The sequence below is a fragment of the Microbulbifer maximicatervae (SeqCode) genome (assembly GCF_052467225.1).
The window spans coordinates 2018382-2036614 of record NZ_CP174303.1 but is presented as its reverse complement, the minus strand read 5'-3'; the positions used below and the strand labels follow the sequence as shown (position 1 = coordinate 2036614).

The 18233-nt window shown below is 51.2% G+C and carries 16 protein-coding genes; 8 read left to right on the top strand and 8 right to left on the bottom strand.

Features of this window, described 5'->3' with window-relative positions:
* Nucleotides 1-59: 59 nt before the first annotated feature.
* Nucleotides 60-1391 carry a sugar MFS transporter gene (locus ACJJIZ_RS08890; protein WP_413664879.1) on the bottom strand — a complete coding sequence of 444 codons (1332 nt, stop codon included), beginning with the start codon at nucleotides 1389-1391 and terminating at the stop codon, nucleotides 60-62.
* Nucleotides 1392-1915: 524 nt separating this feature from the next.
* On the opposite strand from ACJJIZ_RS08890, the gene ACJJIZ_RS08885 reads away from it, so the two are divergent.
* Both ACJJIZ_RS08885 and ACJJIZ_RS08880 read left to right on the top strand, forming a co-directional pair.
* Nucleotides 1916-3088 (top strand): sensor histidine kinase, encoded by a 1173-nt coding sequence (locus tag ACJJIZ_RS08885; RefSeq protein WP_444915895.1) that lies wholly within the window; start codon nucleotides 1916-1918, stop codon nucleotides 3086-3088.
* Nucleotides 3085-3927, top strand: a complete 843-nt coding sequence (locus ACJJIZ_RS08880) for a LytR/AlgR family response regulator transcription factor (RefSeq protein ID WP_444898154.1) — start codon at nucleotides 3085-3087, stop codon at nucleotides 3925-3927. The genes ACJJIZ_RS08885 and ACJJIZ_RS08880 overlap by 4 nt, the downstream gene beginning before the upstream one ends.
* A gap of 141 nt (nucleotides 3928-4068) precedes the next feature.
* Here ACJJIZ_RS08880 and ACJJIZ_RS08875 read toward each other — a convergent pair whose 3' ends face one another.
* The 7 genes from ACJJIZ_RS08875 to ACJJIZ_RS08845 all read right to left on the bottom strand — a co-directional run bounded on the left by ACJJIZ_RS08875 (nucleotide 4069) and on the right by ACJJIZ_RS08845 (nucleotide 13340).
* Nucleotides 4069-5331, bottom strand: a complete 1263-nt coding sequence (locus ACJJIZ_RS08875) for a sugar MFS transporter (protein ID WP_413664876.1) — start codon at nucleotides 5329-5331, stop codon at nucleotides 4069-4071.
* Nucleotides 5332-5885: 554 nt separating this feature from the next.
* On the bottom strand, nucleotides 5886-6842 hold the full coding sequence (locus ACJJIZ_RS08870; RefSeq protein ID WP_282931792.1) for an acetyl-CoA carboxylase carboxyltransferase subunit alpha: 957 nt from the start codon (nucleotides 6840-6842) through the stop codon (nucleotides 5886-5888).
* Nucleotides 6843-6935: 93 nt separating this feature from the next.
* Nucleotides 6936-10454: a DNA polymerase III subunit alpha gene (dnaE, locus tag ACJJIZ_RS08865; RefSeq protein ID WP_444906003.1), complete on the bottom strand. Its 3519-nt coding sequence runs from the start codon at nucleotides 10452-10454 to the stop codon at nucleotides 6936-6938.
* A 58-nt stretch (nucleotides 10455-10512) separates the two neighbouring features.
* A complete protein-coding gene (locus ACJJIZ_RS08860; RefSeq protein ID WP_444915894.1) occupies nucleotides 10513-10731 on the bottom strand; it encodes a DUF1289 domain-containing protein in 219 nt (72 codons plus the stop codon).
* Entirely contained in the window at nucleotides 10721-11257 is a 537-nt protein-coding gene (locus ACJJIZ_RS08855; protein WP_444915893.1) for a gamma carbonic anhydrase family protein, read from the bottom strand. Before ACJJIZ_RS08855 ends, ACJJIZ_RS08860 begins: the two co-directional genes overlap by 11 nt.
* 98 nt (nucleotides 11258-11355) lie before the next feature.
* Nucleotides 11356-11877: a methylated-DNA--[protein]-cysteine S-methyltransferase gene (locus ACJJIZ_RS08850; RefSeq protein WP_444915892.1), complete on the bottom strand. Its 522-nt coding sequence runs from the start codon at nucleotides 11875-11877 to the stop codon at nucleotides 11356-11358.
* Complete coding sequence (locus ACJJIZ_RS08845) at nucleotides 11874-13340, bottom strand: AlkA N-terminal domain-containing protein (RefSeq protein ID WP_444915891.1); 1467 nt, start codon at nucleotides 13338-13340, stop codon at nucleotides 11874-11876. The genes ACJJIZ_RS08850 and ACJJIZ_RS08845 overlap by 4 nt, the downstream gene beginning before the upstream one ends.
* Before the next feature lie 1000 nt (nucleotides 13341-14340).
* Here ACJJIZ_RS08845 and ACJJIZ_RS08840 point away from each other — a divergent pair.
* The 6 genes from ACJJIZ_RS08840 to ACJJIZ_RS08815 all read left to right on the top strand — a co-directional run bounded on the left by ACJJIZ_RS08840 (nucleotide 14341) and on the right by ACJJIZ_RS08815 (nucleotide 18206).
* The gene (locus ACJJIZ_RS08840) at nucleotides 14341-14955 is read left to right on the top strand and encodes a DUF6680 family protein (protein ID WP_444915890.1); all 615 of its coding nucleotides are present in this window, start codon (nucleotides 14341-14343) and stop codon (nucleotides 14953-14955) included.
* Nucleotides 14956-14971: 16 nt separating this feature from the next.
* Nucleotides 14972-15373: a hypothetical protein gene (locus tag ACJJIZ_RS08835; protein ID WP_444915889.1), complete on the top strand. Its 402-nt coding sequence runs from the start codon at nucleotides 14972-14974 to the stop codon at nucleotides 15371-15373.
* 107 nt (nucleotides 15374-15480) lie between these two features.
* Complete coding sequence (locus ACJJIZ_RS08830; RefSeq protein ID WP_444915888.1) at nucleotides 15481-16269, top strand: hypothetical protein; 789 nt, start codon at nucleotides 15481-15483, stop codon at nucleotides 16267-16269.
* A 72-nt stretch (nucleotides 16270-16341) separates the two neighbouring features.
* Complete coding sequence (locus ACJJIZ_RS08825; RefSeq protein ID WP_444915887.1) at nucleotides 16342-16896, top strand: hypothetical protein; 555 nt, start codon at nucleotides 16342-16344, stop codon at nucleotides 16894-16896.
* Nucleotides 16897-17425: 529 nt separating this feature from the next.
* Nucleotides 17426-17803, top strand: a complete 378-nt coding sequence (locus ACJJIZ_RS08820; protein WP_444915886.1) for a hypothetical protein — start codon at nucleotides 17426-17428, stop codon at nucleotides 17801-17803.
* A gap of 103 nt (nucleotides 17804-17906) precedes the next feature.
* Complete coding sequence (locus tag ACJJIZ_RS08815) at nucleotides 17907-18206, top strand: hypothetical protein (protein ID WP_444915885.1); 300 nt, start codon at nucleotides 17907-17909, stop codon at nucleotides 18204-18206.
* Nucleotides 18207-18233 lie beyond the last annotated feature (27 nt).

Genomic DNA, 18233 nt, shown 5'->3' with positions numbered 1-18233 from the left:
ATAGAAATCCGATGGGCTGGTCCAAATTGCAGACAAGGCGGAAAGGATAAATGAAGGTTCTACTCCACCGCGCTACCGCGCAGGGTTCGTGAAAAAGCCCCGTAATAAACGATGTAGCAGTAACACACCAGAGGCACCAAAAATGAATACTGGATACCGGCGCTATCAGCCAGCATTCCCTGGAAAAGAGGAATAATTGCACCGCCTACAATAGCCATGCATAAGATACCGCTACCCTGGCTGGTATGTTTGCCCAGCCCGCGCAAAGCCAGGCTGAATATAGTCGGGAACATAATCGAGTTGCACAGGCCCACTGCAACTATGGACCAGACCGCGATCGGGCCTGACGTCATCATTGCGATTGCTATTAGTACCACCGAACCCAGGCCACAAACCGCCAGGGTTTTTCCAGCAGAGACAAAGCGCAGCAAAAAGGCCCCGGCAAAGCGCCCAATCATCGCTCCGCCCCAGTAATAAGAGACATACTTTGACGCTTCAAAAGGAGCCATCTTTGCCACTGATGGTTCACCAAAGAAACTCACCAGAAAACTGCCAATAGCCACCTCCGCACCCACATAGGCAAAAATACCTACAGCCCCCAGGGTCAAGCGGGGGAAACGCCACAGAGAAAACACATCGTGACCATCCGCTCCTCCACCCTGTTGGTGCTCGGGAATGGCCGGCAACCTAATCCAGGAAAAGAAAGCGACCATCACCAGTAGTAGAACCGCTAACCAGAAATAAGGGGTCTCCACCAAAGCCGCTTCGCGAGCCCTGAACTCAATAATACTCGCCGCTGTATCCGGGTCAGCGGTAATAGTAAGTCCCGCAAAGAAAACTGCGCCGCCAATCACCGGTGCCAAGGTGGTTCCCAGGGAGTTAAAAGCCTGGGTAAGATTCAGTCGACTGGGCGCCGTGCGAGCACTGCCCAGCGCGATAACATAGGGGTTTGCGGAAACCTGCAGCAGGGTAATCCCGGAAGCCAGAACAAACAGCCCCAGCAAAAACACTTCGTAGATTTGCAGGCGGGCAGCGGGAATAAAGACCAGGCAGCCCGCACAAGCCACCAAAAGCCCGAGCACCAGCCCAAGCTGATAACCAACCCGCCTCAACAACATGCCTGCCGGCACGGATACCAGGAAATAGGCGGCAAAAAAGTAAAACTGCACCAAGACAGCTTTGGTGTAACTCAACTCAAAAACATTTTTTAAGTGCGGCACCAGCACATCGTTCAGGCCGGTAATAAATCCCCAAATCAGAAATAGGGACGTAAGTGCAATTAAATTGATATAGCGCGGGGCAACGCCGGCCGCTACTCCGGCACGGGCATCAGTGTCATATTTAGCCATCTCGCTCGAGGAGAACCCCGATTCGGGCAACATCTGGCTCATCGGAAACCGATCCCCAAATCTAAACTATTTCTTTCTAGCGGTTGGTCCATTCACCCGGAATTTTTTCCGCCACCACATTATTTTGCGCAAAAGTTAGTACCACCTCTGCGACTGTGGATTCATTCAAGCCGTTAAAGGCCCTGCACATTTTTACCACAATTATTGGCAACTACCTATCTACTCAACCAAATTTCAAATTACCGTTTTTGACCAGATAGACAATCTAATAGTGTCGAGCTGGATAAACAGAAGTACCACTGAACTTTAGCCTCAAAGAAGTCCGGGCTGATTAACTCGCATTTAAAAATAGAGAGGAGTTGTCTTCTGAATCGAGATTGCCGAAAATTACTCGACTATTCACCCCAAAATCAGATAAAAAGGACTTTCTCGGGGACAAGCCGGAAGCGTGGCGCTATCCCCTCTGGCGGGTCACGTTTCTGCAAGGTAATATTCTGCGGATAATAATGAACGCGACGATGAGCGTCTATCCCGTCCTTTTCACAATACTAAATATGCGGGAAATCATGCAGTACTCGACCCGTCTGGAAACGAGACCGAACACTGAAATTCAGTCGACCCGCTGGTTCTGGAAACTGCAGCTGGTCAGCTGGGTTGGCATACTGCTGGTCACTTTTCTCTCCCTGACTCTGTGGCACTCCCCGACTGAGTGGCCCCACTTCGAGCCGGTCAATACAGTATTCCAGTGCGCTATTGCATTTTTATTATCCCTGTTTCTAAAACCAATTTTTGATGTTGCCTGGGAATCAGAACTCGCTTTCCGCACCGTAATCTACCTTTTGGCGGTGGCAGTTATTTCTGGAATATGGACCTTGGTTCGCATGGAGGCCTACATACGCCTCAGCGGTGAGCACTCGATTTGGTCTGAGTTCGGCGGCTGGTATTACGCTTCTTTATTTGTGTTTCTATTCTGGAGCGCCCTGTACTGCGGGGTAAAATATCACTTCCTACTCAATGAAGAGCACAAAAAAATGCTGGAGGTCGCAGCAGTACATGAGCGGGAGCAGCTCCGCAGACTTCAGGCAGAGGCCATCGCCAATGAGGCGCAACTAAAAATGTTGCGCTACCAGCTCAACCCCCACTTTCTCTTCAATACGCTCAACTCCATTAACGCCCTAATTCGATTCCAGCAAGCTGATGAAGCGCGGGAAATGGTTGTGCGTCTCAGTGATTTTTTAAGGCTCTCCCTAAAAGAAGATCCGATGCAGAAAGTTGAACTTGAACGAGAGATCGAGGCGGTATTGCTTTATTTGGAGATTGAAAAAACCCGCTTTGCCGACAGGTTGTCCGTAGACCTGTCGATCGATGAAACCGTGCGCCGCGCACAAGTGCCCAGCATGTTGCTGCAACCACTGGTGGAAAACTCGGTAAAATATGCCATAGCCCCCAATGAAATGGGGGGCACTATCGGTATCCACGCGCACAACACCGATGATCGCCTGGTGCTGGAAGTCTACGACACCGGTTGCCCAGATCACTTTGCCAGCGAATGTGACCCGGAATCCTCCTCAACAGGAGTGGGGCTTAAAAACGTGCGCGAACGATTATCCACGCTCTACCCTCAAGATTTCAAAATAGAACAAAACAATAATTCTGATGGCGGCATGCAAGTACTCATCAATATTCCACTGGAAATTTCCAACCCATCAACCCACCTGACACAGGGAGAAGTTCAATGAGCAAGCTCAGCGTTGTACTGGTGGACGACGAGCCCCTGGCTTTAAGACTACTGAAAAGTATGCTCGAAGAACGCAAGGACCTGGATATTCTCGCCTGTTGTCGCAATGGCCGGGAAGCTGTCCAAGCAGTTTCAGAGCACAACCCGGACCTACTCATTCTCGATGTGCAGATGCCAGGAATGAACGGTTTTGATGTGGTGCGCAACCTTCAGGCTGACACCATGCCTCTGGTCATCTTTGCCACAGCCTACGACCAATACGCCCTTAAGGCCTTTGAAGTCCACGCGGTCGATTATGTGCTCAAACCACTGGACCCGCGCCGACTGGAAACCGCCCTCGACCGGGCCCGACAGCGCCAGGCACAGATGATATCCAAAGGGGAGGATGGCCATCAGGAAGAGAAAAACCGCCTGATGCGATCCTTCGAAAGCAGTCCCAGCAAGCCCTCAAGTGGTGAGAGTACTGCTGCGGCTGCAACCCAGCGTATTGCCATTAAAGACCGGGGCAGTATTACTATGGTTAGCCAACCGGATATCGAGTGGATCGATGCGGCTGGGGACTATATGTGTGTGCATGCCAAAGGGGAAACCCATGTAATGCGCAGCACTATTAAAGACCTGCAAAAACAACTCTGCCCGGACACTTTTAAACGCATTCACAGATCCACACTGGTTAACCTGAACTTTATTGTACATATCAAGGTTTTAACCAAAGGCGAGTACTTTCTCACCCTGAGCAGCGGTGCAAAGCTGAAAGTAAGTCGCAACTATCGCTTACCGATTAAAGAGTTTCTCGATTCCAACAAACAGTCTGATCTAACTGCCCCCCAAGCTTCCTAACCCCCAACCTCTCTAAAACTGGCAGGGATCGCCGGTACCCCCCCACAATCCAATACATTTCAAATTGGCCATTTATTCCGGACACAAAAAAGCCGGCATAAAAATGCCGGCAAACGAGCTCAGAAGAGAAGAAAAGAAAACTTAAGCGCGTTTATCTGTACGGTGTCCTGAGAGACCGTAGTAGAGAATATAGAGGTAACAGAAGATCGGCAGAACGAACGCCAATTGGATACCAATTTGGTCAGCCAGAAGCCCCTGTAACAACGGCACAATAGCACCGCCTACAATGGCCAGGCATAAGATTCCGGAGCCCTGACTGGTCGATGGGCCCAGCTTGGCCAGCGCCAAACTAAAGATAGTCGGGAACATAATAGAGTTGCACAGACCCACAGCCAGTACCGCCCACATCGCCAGATAGCCGCTACCCGTAACAGTAATCAACAGCAGTACACAGGAGCCGATAGAGCATATTGCGAGCACTTTGCCAGCAGAGATAAAGCGCATAATTAAAGCGCCGGCAAAGCGACCAACCATAGCGCCACCCCAATACAGGGAGATATAGAAGGCGGCTTCAGATTCTTCCAAACCGGCGATGGAATCCTCAGCGATAAAGTTCACCAGGAAGCTGCCGATAGAGACTTCAGCACCCACGTAGACAAAAATAGCGATCGCGCCCAACACCAAGTGACGGTAGCTCCAGGCGGAAGCGGCTTCAGTATTGGAAACAGACTCAGAAGTTGCACTACTGACAATCGCCGGCAAATTCAAAAATGCAAAGACGATAGCCAGGATCGCCAGCGCGGACGCCAGGATCAGGTAGGGAACTTCAATAACAGCAGCGCTGGCAGCACCCGCTGCAACACCGGCAGCGGGTAAAATCAGCAATGCACCAAATTGGGGGGCGATAGTGGTGCCCAGGGAGTTAAAGCCTTGGGTCAGAGTCAGGCGGCTGGGCGCCGTGCGCTCATCGCCCAGTGCTGTCACATAAGGGTTGGCGGAAACCTGTAAAATAGTAATACCGGAAGCCAGAATAAACAGTGCACCGAGGAACAGTGCATAGACTTCCATTCTTTCAGCGGGGATAAACAGCAAACAGCCAACCACCGAAATACTTAAGCCGGTCACAATCCCTTTCTGATAACCAATTTTACTGACCAGGGCACCGGCAGGCAGGGAAACGAGGAAATAAGCACCAAAAAAGCAGAACTGCACCAGCATTGCCTGGGCATAGTTCAGCTCGAAAATTCCTTTCAAGTAGGGAATCAAAATATCATTCAGGCAGGTGATAAAGCCCCACATAAAAAATAGTGAGGTCAGCGCCACCAGGGCAAACCTGTGCCCCGACTGGTCACCCGTCGGTATCTGCGCAGCATCCGTTGCTGTATTACTCTGCATTATTGCCATAATTATTAATCCTGAGACTTCAGCTCACAGGCCTCTCCGGTCGATATTTTTATCCGGGCAAACCTGTGCCTATTGCACCAATCTTTATTGTTGGTACTTTCTATCATGGAGGTAGCGCCGCCTCAGAGGGCTTTTCGATAAGGGGGTTCAAAATGGAGGCAGCGTGGACATACAGCGGCCGTCAAGCTCCAAACTGTCTGCTATCGGGCCAGCTGAACCGCTTTCTCAACGGCCTCGCTCGAAAGAGTAGATCAACCTGTTTGAGCACTTTATTTCCCTCTAAGACTTCCCGGGAGTCCAATAACCTAGCTACATTGACAAGCCTGGCCGCAAGGCGGCCCTGTAAACAATGGGATTTTCAGGCAGAGAAGCAGCGAAAAGTAAAACTCAATCGCGCGGGAAATGGCACACAAGCGCAAGTATCTATGAGTAGGGAAAGAAGGGGCCAGGAAGTAAGCACCAACCGCGCACAAGGGCAATAAGTTTATACACTTGGCGCGGCAGGGGAAGGATCTAGGGAGCCTCCGAACAACTCCCTAAAGCAAAAAAGCAGCTTAGGAAACGATATTGCCGTAGCTCATCAGGCGCTGATAGCGCTTCTCCAGCAGCTCATCAATGGGGATGCTGCTCAGCTGGTCCAGCTGCTCGCTGAGACGGTCTTTGAGATTATTGGCCATTGCATCCGGGTCGCGGTGAGCGCCACCGAGAGGTTCGGGGATGGTTTCATCCACAATACCCAACTCTTCCAACACGCTGGAGGTCACCCCCATCGCCTCAGCGGCCAAAGGCGCTTTCTCAACAGTTTTCCAGATAATGTTGGCGCAACCCTCAGGAGAAATCACAAAGTAGGTGGAGTACTGCAGCATGTTCAGCTGGTCACCCACACCGATCGCCAGTGCACCACCGGAGGAACCTTCACCAATCACGGTACAAATAATCGGCGTGCGCAGGCGGGACATCACTGCCAGATTCTGGGCGATGGCTTCACTGATACCGCGCTCTTCACTGTCGATACCCGGATAGGCTCCCGGGGTGTCGATCAGGGTCAGAACCGGCATTTTAAAGCGCTCGGCCATTTCCATAACACGCAGGGCTTTGCGGTAACCCTCCGGCTTCGGCATACCAAAGTTGCGCGCAACCTTCTCGTTTACAGAGCGGCCTTTCTCTTCACCAATCACCGCTACCGGCTTGCCATTTAAGCGCGCGATACCGGCGATAATCGCCTTGTCATCACCAAAGTGGCGGTCGCCGTGCAGCTCATCCCAATCGGTAAACAAACGCTCGATATAGTCTTTTGAATAGGGACGTTGCGGATGGCGGGCTACCTGTACGACCTGCCATGGGCTCAGGTCGGAGTAGATGGACTCGGTCAAAGTTCTACTCTTCTCCCGCAACCGGGTAACTTCATCGGCGATATTCAGCTCGTTGTCATCACCCACAAGCTGCAGCTCTTTTATCTTGCCTTCCAGCTCTGCAATTGGCTGCTCAAACTCGAGAAAATTAAAATTCATGAAATCTGCGCCTTTAACTCTTTTTGTTACCACCGGGCTATCACAGCGGCATAGCTTAACTGTACAGAACCAGCCAGTCGAGCCCGGTAGATTTTAACGCCGTTGTGCGTATTGAAGCGCCACCTGCTCACGTCCCAACAGTTCCCTGAGGGACTGGACCATCTGGTCGTTTGGTTCTACGTTCCACTGCGGCGGCAGTCGGTACAAACCCCGGGCATCGTGGCGGGAAACCTCAAGGCTGACCCCGCACTGACCACCGGTATAGGGTTGCAGGCAAGCGGCCAGCCGCTTGGCCAGCCCCGGTGCCACACTGCCGCTATCCACTCGCAAGCGCACCCCGGTCACCCGGCTCTGGCGCAACTCATCGAGCGTGGAAACGCTGTTTACTGTCATCTTCAGGCCGCCGCTGTAATCGTCAGTGGCAACCGGTCCATCCAATACCAGCAGAGCATCCTTGGCCAACTTGTCTCTATGTTCGCCAAAGGCCTCGCTGAACATGGCCGCCTCAATACGGCCACTGCGGTCATCCAGGGTAACAATAGCCATGGAATCACCGCGTTTTGTTTTCATTACCCGCATCGCCACAACCAGACCCGCAACTTTTTGCGATTCCCGGCCGGGTTTCAAATCGGCGATTCGCGCCTTCACCAAGTGTTGTAACTCACCGGCATACTCGTCAATCGGGTGCCCGGTGAGATACAGACCCAGGGTATTCTTTTCGCCTTCCAGGCGCTCGCGGATACTCCAGCAGCGTGTGCGGCGGAAATCCTCGTACACATCGCCTTCGGATGCCTGGGGCACCACTTCGCCAAACAGGTCCATCATGCCCGCATTGGCATTGGCCTTTTGCTGTTCCGCCGCTTTTACCGCTTCATCCAGCGCGTTAAACAGCACTGCACGGGAGTAATCCAAACCGTCGGCACCATTGGTATCCGGGCCTATGCTGTCCAGTGCCCCAGAGCGCACCAGTGCCTCCAGCGCGCGCTTGTTCACCTTGCGCGGATCAACCCGCGAGCAGAAGTCGAACAGGTCGGTAAAGGGACCCCCCTCTTCCCGCGCCGCAATAATATTTTCGATCGGACCTTCACCCAGGCCCTTAATCGCACCGAGACCGTAGATAATGCGATTGTCGATATCCACCGAGAACTGGAAGCTGCCCAGATTCACATCCGGCGGCACCAGCACCAGCTCCATGGCTCGGCACTCTTCGATAAAGGTCACCACCTTATCGGTCTTATCCATATCCGAAGACATGGTCGCCGCCATAAACTGGGCGGGATAGTGCGCTTTCAGCCAAGCGGTCTGGTATGACACCAGTGCGTAAGCCGCAGAGTGCGATTTGTTAAAACCATAGCCTGCGAACTTCTCTACCAGGTCGAAGATCTTAATCGCAAGTTCGGGGTCAATTCCTTGCTCTTTTGCCCCGTTTTCAAAAGTGGCCCTCTGTTTGGCCATTTCCTCCGGTTTCTTTTTACCCATCGCCCGGCGCAACAGGTCGGCGCCACCGAGGGTATAGCCCGCCAACTCCTGGGCGATCTGCATAACCTGTTCCTGGTAGACAATAACCCCGTAAGTGGGCTCCAGGATCGGTTGCAGTTTTTCATGCTGGTATTTGGCATCCGGGTAGGCCACCTGGGCGCGACCGTGCTTACGGTTAATAAAGTCATCAACCATGCCTGATTGCAGCGGACCCGGACGGAACAGGGCCACCAGGGCGATCATATCTTCCAGGTTGTCCGGCTGCAGGCGCTTGATCAGGTCCTTCATACCCCGGGATTCCAGCTGGAATACCGCCGTGGTCTCTGCCCGTTTGAGCATTTTGAAGGTTTCTTCATCGTCCAGCGGCAGCGCGGCAATATCCAGGGGCTCCTCACCCTCACGCGCGCGGGTCTCGTCCACCATGCGCTTGGCCCAGTCGATGATGGTCAGCGTCCGCAGGCCGAGGAAGTCGAACTTCACCAGGCCCGCATCTTCCACATCGTTTTTATCGAACTGGGTTACCAGACCCGCGCCAGTCTCGTCACAGTAAAGCGGCGCAAAGTCGGTAAGCTTGGTGGGGGCGATAACCACACCACCGGCGTGCTTGCCCACGTTACGGGAGACCCCTTCGAGCTGCAGGGCCATTTCCCAGATTTCCTGGCCCTCATCATCGTGGTCGAGGAATTCCCGCAGGATCTCTTCCTGGTCGAAGGCCTTTTGCAGGGTCATGCCCACATCGGGGGGAATCATTTTGGACAGCTTGTCGGCGAGGCCGTAGGACTTGCCCTGCACCCGCGCCACGTCCCGCACCACCGCCTTCGCGGCCATGGTTCCGAAGGTAATAATCTGGCTCACCGCCTGGCGGCCATAGTTATCCGCAACGTAGCCAATTACCCGGTCGCGCTTCTCCATACAGAAGTCGATATCGAAGTCGGGCATCGACACCCGCTCCGGGTTCAGGAATCGTTCGAACAGCAGATCGTATTGCAGCGGGTCCAGATCGGTAATGTCCAGCGAGTAGGCCACCAGGGAACCGGCACCGGAACCCCGCCCCGGGCCCACCGGGATATCGTGGTCTTTGGCCCACTGGATAAAGTCCATTACGATCAGGAAGTAACCGGGGAATCCCATCTGGATAATGATATCCAGCTCAAAGCGCAGGCGGTCTTCGTAGATCTGGCGGCGCTCGGCATAGTCCGCAGCGGACTTGTCGAGGATGGTGGCGAGGCGCCGCTCCATACCTTCATAGGAGACCTTTTCGAAGAACTGGTCTTCGGTCATGCCCTCGGGAATCGGATATTCTGGCAGGAAGTACTTGCCCAGCTGGATCGGTGCGGAGCAGCGCTTGGCAATCTCCACGGTGTTTTCCAGGGCTTCGGGGATATCGCCAAACAGCTCCCACATTTCTTCCGGTGTGCGGAAATACTGCTGCGCGGAATAGCGGCGTTCGCGGCGGGGGTCATCGAGAGCGCGGCCTTCGTGGATACAAACGCGCACCTCGTGGGCCTCGAACTCGCTCTCGTCCATAAAGCGCACATCGTTAGTGGCTACCACTGGCAAGTTCAGGTTCTGGGCCAACTTCACCGCCGAGTGCAGGTAGTCCTCATCGCCGGCGCGACCGGTGCGCTGTAACTCCAGGTAGTAGCGGCCGGGGAATAACTCCGCCCACTCCCGTGCCAGCTCCTCTGCTTGGGCGCGGCGCCCCGCTACCAGGGCACGGCCCACATCGCCGTACTTGGCACCGGACAGCATCAGCACCCCTTCGCTGTACTCCTTAACCCATTCGCGCTTGATATAGGCGTTACCGTGGTACTGGCCTTCCATCCAGGCGCGGGAAATCAGCTCGGTAATATTGCGGTAGCCATCGGCGTTCATCGCATAGAGCGTGATCAGCGTAGGCTTGCCTTCGCCGCCCTCGCTGAGCCAAAAATCCGCTGCGGTAATCGGCTTGATACCGGAGCCCAAACAGGCCCGGTAGAATTTAATCTGCCCGTAGAGGTTGCACTGGTCGGTAATCGCCAGGGCTGGCATTTCCAGCTCCTGGGCGCGGGCGATGGCCGGCTTGATTCTTACCAGGCCATCGATCAGGGAAAATTCTGAGTGAATTCTTAGGTGGACAAAGGGTTGGGTCATAGTCGCATTTAGTTCCGGGCCCTGCGAGGCCCGGCCCCGACAAAGCGCTATCGATTGTTTACCAGATTCGGCCCATTTGCCGCGCGCGCTCAGTGCAGAGCTTTAACACTGCACGGCGCTCATCATTGTTCATGGAGCCCCAGCGGCTGATTTCGTTACCACTGCGAAAACAGCCCTCGCACAGGTCCTGCTCATTCAGGGCACATACGGAGATACAGGGGGATTTCACCGGGCGCTCTTTCGGCTCCACGGTTTTTACCGGTTGTTCAGACATCATTAGCCTCAAGCGGGACCAGTTCACTGGCGAAATGTTTGCCGTTGGCCGCATAGTGATCGCTGCTGGCTTTGAGCAGCTCGTAGGTGGCAGGATCGAGAGGTTTTACTACCTTGCCGGGAGAGCCCAGCACCATAGAGTAATCGGGGATTTCTGTGCCCTCGGTCACCAGCGCATTGGCGCCAATGATACAGCACTTGCCGATTTTGGCCCGGTTTAAGATCACGGCATTGATACCAATCAGACTGTAATCACCAATGTCACAGCCGTGCAGCATCACTTTATGGCCTACGGTGACACCGGTGCCGATGGTTAATGGCACACCCACATCGGCATGCAGTACCGAGCCATCCTGTACGTTACTGTATTCACCGATAGTGATCGGCGCACAGTCGCCGCGCACCACCGCGTTAAACCATACGGAGCTGTGCGCAAGCATACGCACATCTCCAATCACATGGGCACCGGGCGCAATATAGTGGCCCTCACCTTCCAGTTGTGGCTGCTTATCCCCCAATCTGTACAGCATTTGGCCTCCGGCTCGATATGATTATGAACCGCTTATTATCTCGCGCCAAAGAGGCCGTGGCTAGGGAGAGATGATTGCGCTTTTCCCAATATTACCCGTTAGAGCAGCTCGCCCTGCTGGACAAAGTTGGCACCCTCAAGCGTGAGCAAGCGCGCTTTCAAAGACAGGCCGCCGGCGTAGCCGGTAAGGCTGCCATTGGCTCCGATTACACGGTGGCAGGGAATAACGATGGCAATCGGGTTCGCACCATTGGCCCGCGCCACTGCGCGAATAGCCCGTGGCTGGCCCAGCCACTGGGCTTGCTGGCTGTAACTGCGGGTTTCGCCAAAAGGAATTTGCAACAGGGCATCCCAAACCCGGCGCTGAAACTCAGTGCCCTTTGGCGCCAGAGGCAGATCAAAGCTTTTGCGCTGGCCGGCGATATACTCCCGCAACTGCTGAGCGGCCAAATCTGTCAGCTCCGAGGCGCCCCGCTGCCAACCGGCCCCCAAACGCAATGGTCGCTCATCGTCATAAAACTGGAGTGCAACTATCCCTCGGGAGAGCTCCTCTCCCGCCTGCTCGCAGGCCGCGATGGCAACATCACCCAATTCCGTGGTGTAACTCTCATAGACAATCATTTTTTCTCTCCAGATTTCAGGGACTGCCACAACAAAATGGCTCCATATGCCCGCCAGGGCCGCCACTGCTCTGCCCGCTCCAGGGCCTGCTTGGGTTTTGCCTTTTCACCATCACTGCCCAAGGCTTGCAGAATACCCAAATCCGACGCGGGGAAAGCATCCGGCATCGACAGGCCACGCATAGCAATATAATGCGCCGTCCAATCGCCAATACCCGGCAGTGCCGTGGCTTGATTGCACCAATCCTCCAGGGACTGATCGGCAAAACTCACACGGCCATCCAAAGTTGCAGCGACAAACTCCTGTAGGGTTTTCACCCGAGCCCGGGTCAAGCCCAGATCGGCAAAGTCCGCCTCAGCGAGACGCTCCGCCGTTGGGAATAAAAACCGCTCTCTGCCAGCATCATCCACAAAAGACTCCCCGTAGCGGGCGACGATACGTCCGGCAATAGTGGTCGCCGCCGCGACACTGATCTGCTGACCGAGAATCGCCCGCAGTGCATATTCGAATGGGTCCCAGGCACCAGGCAAGCGCAGGCCCGGACTCTTCGCCAACTGATCCGCCAGCAGTGGATCTTCATTTAATACCGTCTGGATCTCTTCAATATCCGCATCCAGATCAAACAGCCGGCGCAGGCGCTGGTTCAGTAGATATAACCCTGCTCCACCTTCCTGACCAAAAACTTCCACCACCAGGCGATTTCGTTCCGGATCGTGGGAAACCTCCATCACGCCGCGACAGGCATCCAGTTCGAAACTGCGTGAATAGACCTCCCCCTCCACCTGCTCTACCCCGGCCAAAGCGCGGGCTCCCAAAAAAGCCAGGAGTTGTTGCCAATCTAATGGCGGGCGGTAATCCAGGTACAACCGCACCCGTGTGGCACTCGCCTTCTCAGCGCGCTCTGCATGCCCCTCCCTGCGCACCTCGGATGGAGTGCGTTGATAGATCTGTTTAAATACACCGTTAAAGCGTCTCAAACTGTTAAAACCGGACTCGTAAGCGATTTCAGCAATAGGCAGGTCCGTATCCCGCAGTAAACGAAAAGCAAACAGTGCCCTCTCGGTTTGCCAGACCGCTAAGGGGCTTACCCCCAGGTGCTCAGAGAACAGACGGCGTAAATAGCGGCTGCTGACCCCGAGCCGCTCTGCCAGTCGCTCCACAGATTGAGGCTCGCGCTCACTGCGCATCAGTTTTAAAGCGCGCTGCACGGTGGTCGATACCAATCCCCAAGCTGGACTGCCCGGCGCAGAATCGGGTCGACAGCGCAGGCAGGGCCTAAAGCCCGCATTGGCCGCCTCCGCCGCAGTCTCAAAATAAGTAACATTGCGCTCCAGCGGAGGCCGAGCGGGACAGATCGGGCGGCAGAAAATGCCGGTTGTTTTCACTGCGGTATAGAACCGCCCATCAAAGCGCCGGTCTCGGGCCAATCGCGCACTGGAGCAAACTGCTGCATCAATCTTCATAAGTCTCTCTCGTTTCTGACTACCAGTGTATGGATTGGACGGTATCGGAACTAGTCAAAAACGGAACTGGCCATTTTACTCGATAGACTTATAAGTCAGGCAGCCGCGACCTGAAAGGGGGGAAAGCCAATTAGATACTCTTGGATACCTTATGCAAAAAGTCTCTCGGCCGATAAGTCACTCCTAAAGTTTGTTCTTTAAATAAACTGATAAAACCGAGGCTTTTAACCACTCCAAGGAGGTATTCGTAAGTAGATTAAACAGCCCTGGAATAGCCCTACTACCCATCTGGAACGTTAATAGATACAAACCCTGAAACGTAAATGCTCAAGGCAATCCTTAGACTCCCATAACAACCGACACACAGGGCAATTACAATGGAGCCACTCAATCTTTGCGGACCATGAAGGCTACAAATAGTGAGCGCAACTCGCCGCAAATGGACCTAATCCTTTGCAAGCGCCGTAATGCAGCAGCTACGGCCTTCAAGACACAGCCTTCGACGCTTAGAGAGTTATTAGCAACTTGCACCACGACTTTGTAAAGGTCTAGACATTCCCGTAAAGCCGCGTCTTGATTGTGAAACGCCCGGTTAGCCAGAAGTATCATGAAATTAATCAGCAGCACTATAGATTTGAAATACCCAGGCCATAGCTGTTGCTCAATTCCAGCCCTATCTGCACTAACGATCGCTAACAATTAATGGGTATACAGAGGTATTTTTGATCATCTGGACTGTTATTTTTGAAGAACAGCTTTATCAGGCAAAAATTTTATGAAATACAAAGAGTTACAAAGGTAGTCTTTTTTGGGGATAGTAGTCAAAGTGATCATTTTTATATTTGGTACGACTGACATAAAAGCAAGCAATCTTTTGATTTGAATAACATTTTTTAGCCAAGGCGTAAGATTGATTCCAAGATAGTAATCAGGATAATAGTGATCACTATATAGCTGTTATGTGTAAGTCACCACTGAGAGGTAATTTATGGAATTAAATATGGATATTAAAGATTGGATTACTATCAGTGCGGTTATAGCTGGCCCAATCTTAGCTGTACAGGCTCAAAAGCTCATTGAAAGCATCAAAGAGAGAAAAGAACGAAAACTTAGATTGTTCCATACTCTTATGGAGACAAGAGCAACGAGACTTTCTGGGTCTCACGTTTCAGCACTGAATATGATTGATTTGGAGTTCTACGGCAGATCACTATTTGGAAAGCGCTGGCAATCCGAGGCTGATAAAAAAGTTACAAATGCTTGGAAAGTATATAACGATCACTTGAATAATAGCATTCCTGATGAACGACGTGATGTGTGGACTGAGAAAGGCTACGAGCTATTTACAAGCCTACTTTATGCAATGTCACAGTCGCTGGGTTATGACTTCGATGAAGTTCAACTTAAAAGAGACTGCTACAGCCCAATTGCGCATGGCCGAATAGAACGAGAAAAAACTCGGATACGGGAAGGTTTGGTAGATCTTCTGGATGGTAAGCGCTCTATTCCTATGGCTGTGACCTATTTACCTCCCTACCATCCAATTGATCCCGCTGAACAGTCAGAAACACATAACGCCTCAATCCAGCCGACCGCTGACGCGTCGGCTGATTGAGGCGTTATATTTTCTTATGAATAGACTCCTCAGAAACGTTCCCTTTCTCACACTGCTTGGGATTATTGTTACCGGAATATCTCTGTATGCCGACAATGGGAGTGATATCTATATATGGTTTCAGCGTTCTGGATCTTTATTGGTTCTATGCGGTGCACTTTTAACGTACCGGAGTATTTTCCGCTTAGGGGCTAAAGGTGTTGGTGGCGCCCCCCAGGCTGTGTTTACCATTGGAAAAGTACAAGAAACGTATACCGATGAAAATGGCCAAGCCATGGCTAAAGTCCAGAAATCGGATGAAGATTTAGAGCGCGAGTATCAATTGGCAATGGATCAGATAGCGGGCTACATCGGAGCTATCTATGCAATTTTGGGTACTGTTATCTGGGGTTATGGTGATTTAATTGGCCAAATATAACAAGTTGCTCAAGTACACTCCGGCCGCAAAAAAGCGCGGCCTCCGCGGGACAGCCTATACTACGTTTCGGCTGCCCCTTAGCAAGGCGTTAACTTCTAGGAGAAGTCGTGGATCCAATAACAACAATAGGAGCTGGTTTAGCTGTTATAGGTTCGAAGGATATTCTGGTGAAAGTGCTAGGTCCTACTGCAGACTATGTTGGTGGCGAAGTTCAGGGCTTTGTTAAAAAATGTAACATCAACATTGATCAAATTTTTGTAAAAGCTAAAAATAAACTTGGTGATCGCTTAGATAATGAAGGGGGTGTAAGCCCTCGCGTTCTTAAAAGTGTTTTGGATGAAGGTAGGTTTTGCGAAGATGAGTTGGCGGCGGAGTATTATGGTGGAGTATTAGCATCTTCAAAGGTAGAAGGTAGTCGTGATGATAGGGGCGTAGCACACATGGAAATCATTAAATCCATGTCTGTTTACCAATTGCGTCTTCACTATCTATTTTATTCTCTTCTTAAAGAGCATGGGGAAGCAGGGTCACGCATAGGAACCCAAAGTGAACGCTTGAATAATAAAATTTTTATTCCTTTCAGTGTTTATACTCATGCAATGGAATTTCTCGCTACAGAATCCCCGGAGGTCGTACTAACACACGCTGTTGCGGGATTGGTCACGAATGGCTTAATTGATGGTCATTACCAATTTGGTTCTAAAGAGCATATGCAATCAGTATATAAGAATTGCCCAGAAGAAGGGGGTATTATGCTGGTGCCTACGATTCTTGGTGCTGAGCTTTTCCTCTGGGCCGAAGGCATTAATTCGATAAATTCAGCCAACTTACTTACCGAAAAATTTACAAGGCCTGAGCCGATAATTCCAATAATTGACGGCAGCACTAAGATATAAGTTAACAAGGCGCTCAAGCAAGGACGTGCTAACGCACGCCGCTTAGCTTGGGGTTAGGGCTATGGACAGATAATGCATCGAGCCATATACATCTTCTTCAGTATTCTCTTGTTCTCTGGATGCACCATACCATCTGCTGATTTCAGTAAAGATGCTGAATATACACACATAGTGGGTCAATGTTATGAGTTAAAGCAACCCGCTTTCGTTTTCGAAGGACGTTGCGCTGACCTCACAGGATTCAATAACAATAGCGAGCTATGTAATAGTATCCAAGCACAAGGAGTGGGCGGTTTTCCTACCAGCTGGGCTGATTATCGAAAAGATCAAGCTTTTATTGATAGGCAACTATTTGATCGGCTAATTTTTGAAAAGCAGCGCTCGATGCTATTTCCATTAGAAGCAGGGTCAAAAATTTATATATACAAGCTCGTACATCATGGTTGGGGTACGGACGGAAGGTATTGGGTAGTTCGAGGAAAAACCTTAATTAATGGCAGTGACATCGAGGTCGAGCTACCTTCATTTAGCTATGTACACAGTAAGCCTTATTGGGTCGATGGTAGAGCTCAAGTTTTTCCAGGTATAAACCCTAGTTTCTTGGTGCAGTGCAATGAATCGCCCTAACAAACGGCTGTTGTCGCCCCTACGGGGCCGGGCGTTATATTGTATTTTAGGTGGTGCTCAATTTGGTGATTTTGATATCTATTGTTTTTTTAGTAATTCCATTTCTCAGTACTTTTTTATGGCTTGTTCTAGAAATTAATAACTCCAGAAGAATCTATAGGATTGCACTTGGAGCTTTATCAATTATCTCTGTTGCGTACTTTTCAGTCAGTGTAAAGAAAAAAGAAATTGTCGCGCTTCAAAAGCAGCAAGAAATGCTGGTCGAGAAACGAAAGCGGGATGATGAGAAGTAGCTGATTTTTGAAATTGAGCCGGTGTGATTATGATCTCTGTACAATGCTTGAGCTTTATACTGCAAATTCGCTGCACTTTCGTAGAGTGCCATTAAGCAAGGTTATTCGATTGGGAAAGTATGATACTTTCCCTGTAGATTAATCGGGGAGTGGCCAGCCAAAGGTGGCTCGCAGAGAGTATGTAGGTCGTTTAGTACTCGCCAGCTATAACCAGGCCAGGCAAGATCGCCCAGCCGTTGGCTGGGCTGGACAGCCTACGCTCCGCTTCGGCTGCCACTGCTGGCAACGTTACCTTCCTCCTTCCAGAGATGGTGTTAAATAGTGGAGCCTCTCCATTGAAAATATTAGGGCTTGGTTATGTCATGGGATTGTTGCCTGCTTTAATCACTTGGGCATTTAATTTGGCGTTTACGTTGTTAATCAAACGTCACAACCTGCCGGGCTACACATCTGGTGTGCTAAGCGGTGTTGCTTTGCTGCTTGTTTCATTAGTTATAAAGGGTTTTCCATCTGATCCTAAAACTGGTTTGTTTTTGTTGTTTATGTTAATTATTCCATCATGCATTTGTGGCTGGTTGGTTAATCAAAAATTGGGGATTTTTCAAAATTCATAACAAGGCAATTAACTATGCCACTTGCTACGCAAGCGGCCGGACCTCCGCAAACTGCACTTGGGCCAGCCCGTTATTGCGGCGTCATAACAAAGGAAGATGAAATATGTGGGATGAAACTGTTGTAAAGATCTTGCCTTATCTTAAAGGCTTTACTCTTTGGGAGGTAAACGAAAGAAGAGAATATGAAAAAATTGCTCCAACAGATATTAAATCGATAAGTGGAAATGTGTGCTATTTGGCTATATCGTGCGCAAAAGAAAGAGAGTTACTTCCCTATAACACAAGTGGCCCAATAGAAGAGTTACTTGATTCCTTGTCGGGTGTGGTGGGAAACAATATTTTCAGGCAAATAAATAGAAGTGGACCATTTTTTGGTGAGTACCTTCGGGTTGAAAAAGCATAACAACTCGGTGTCGTCGCCCCATTGTGG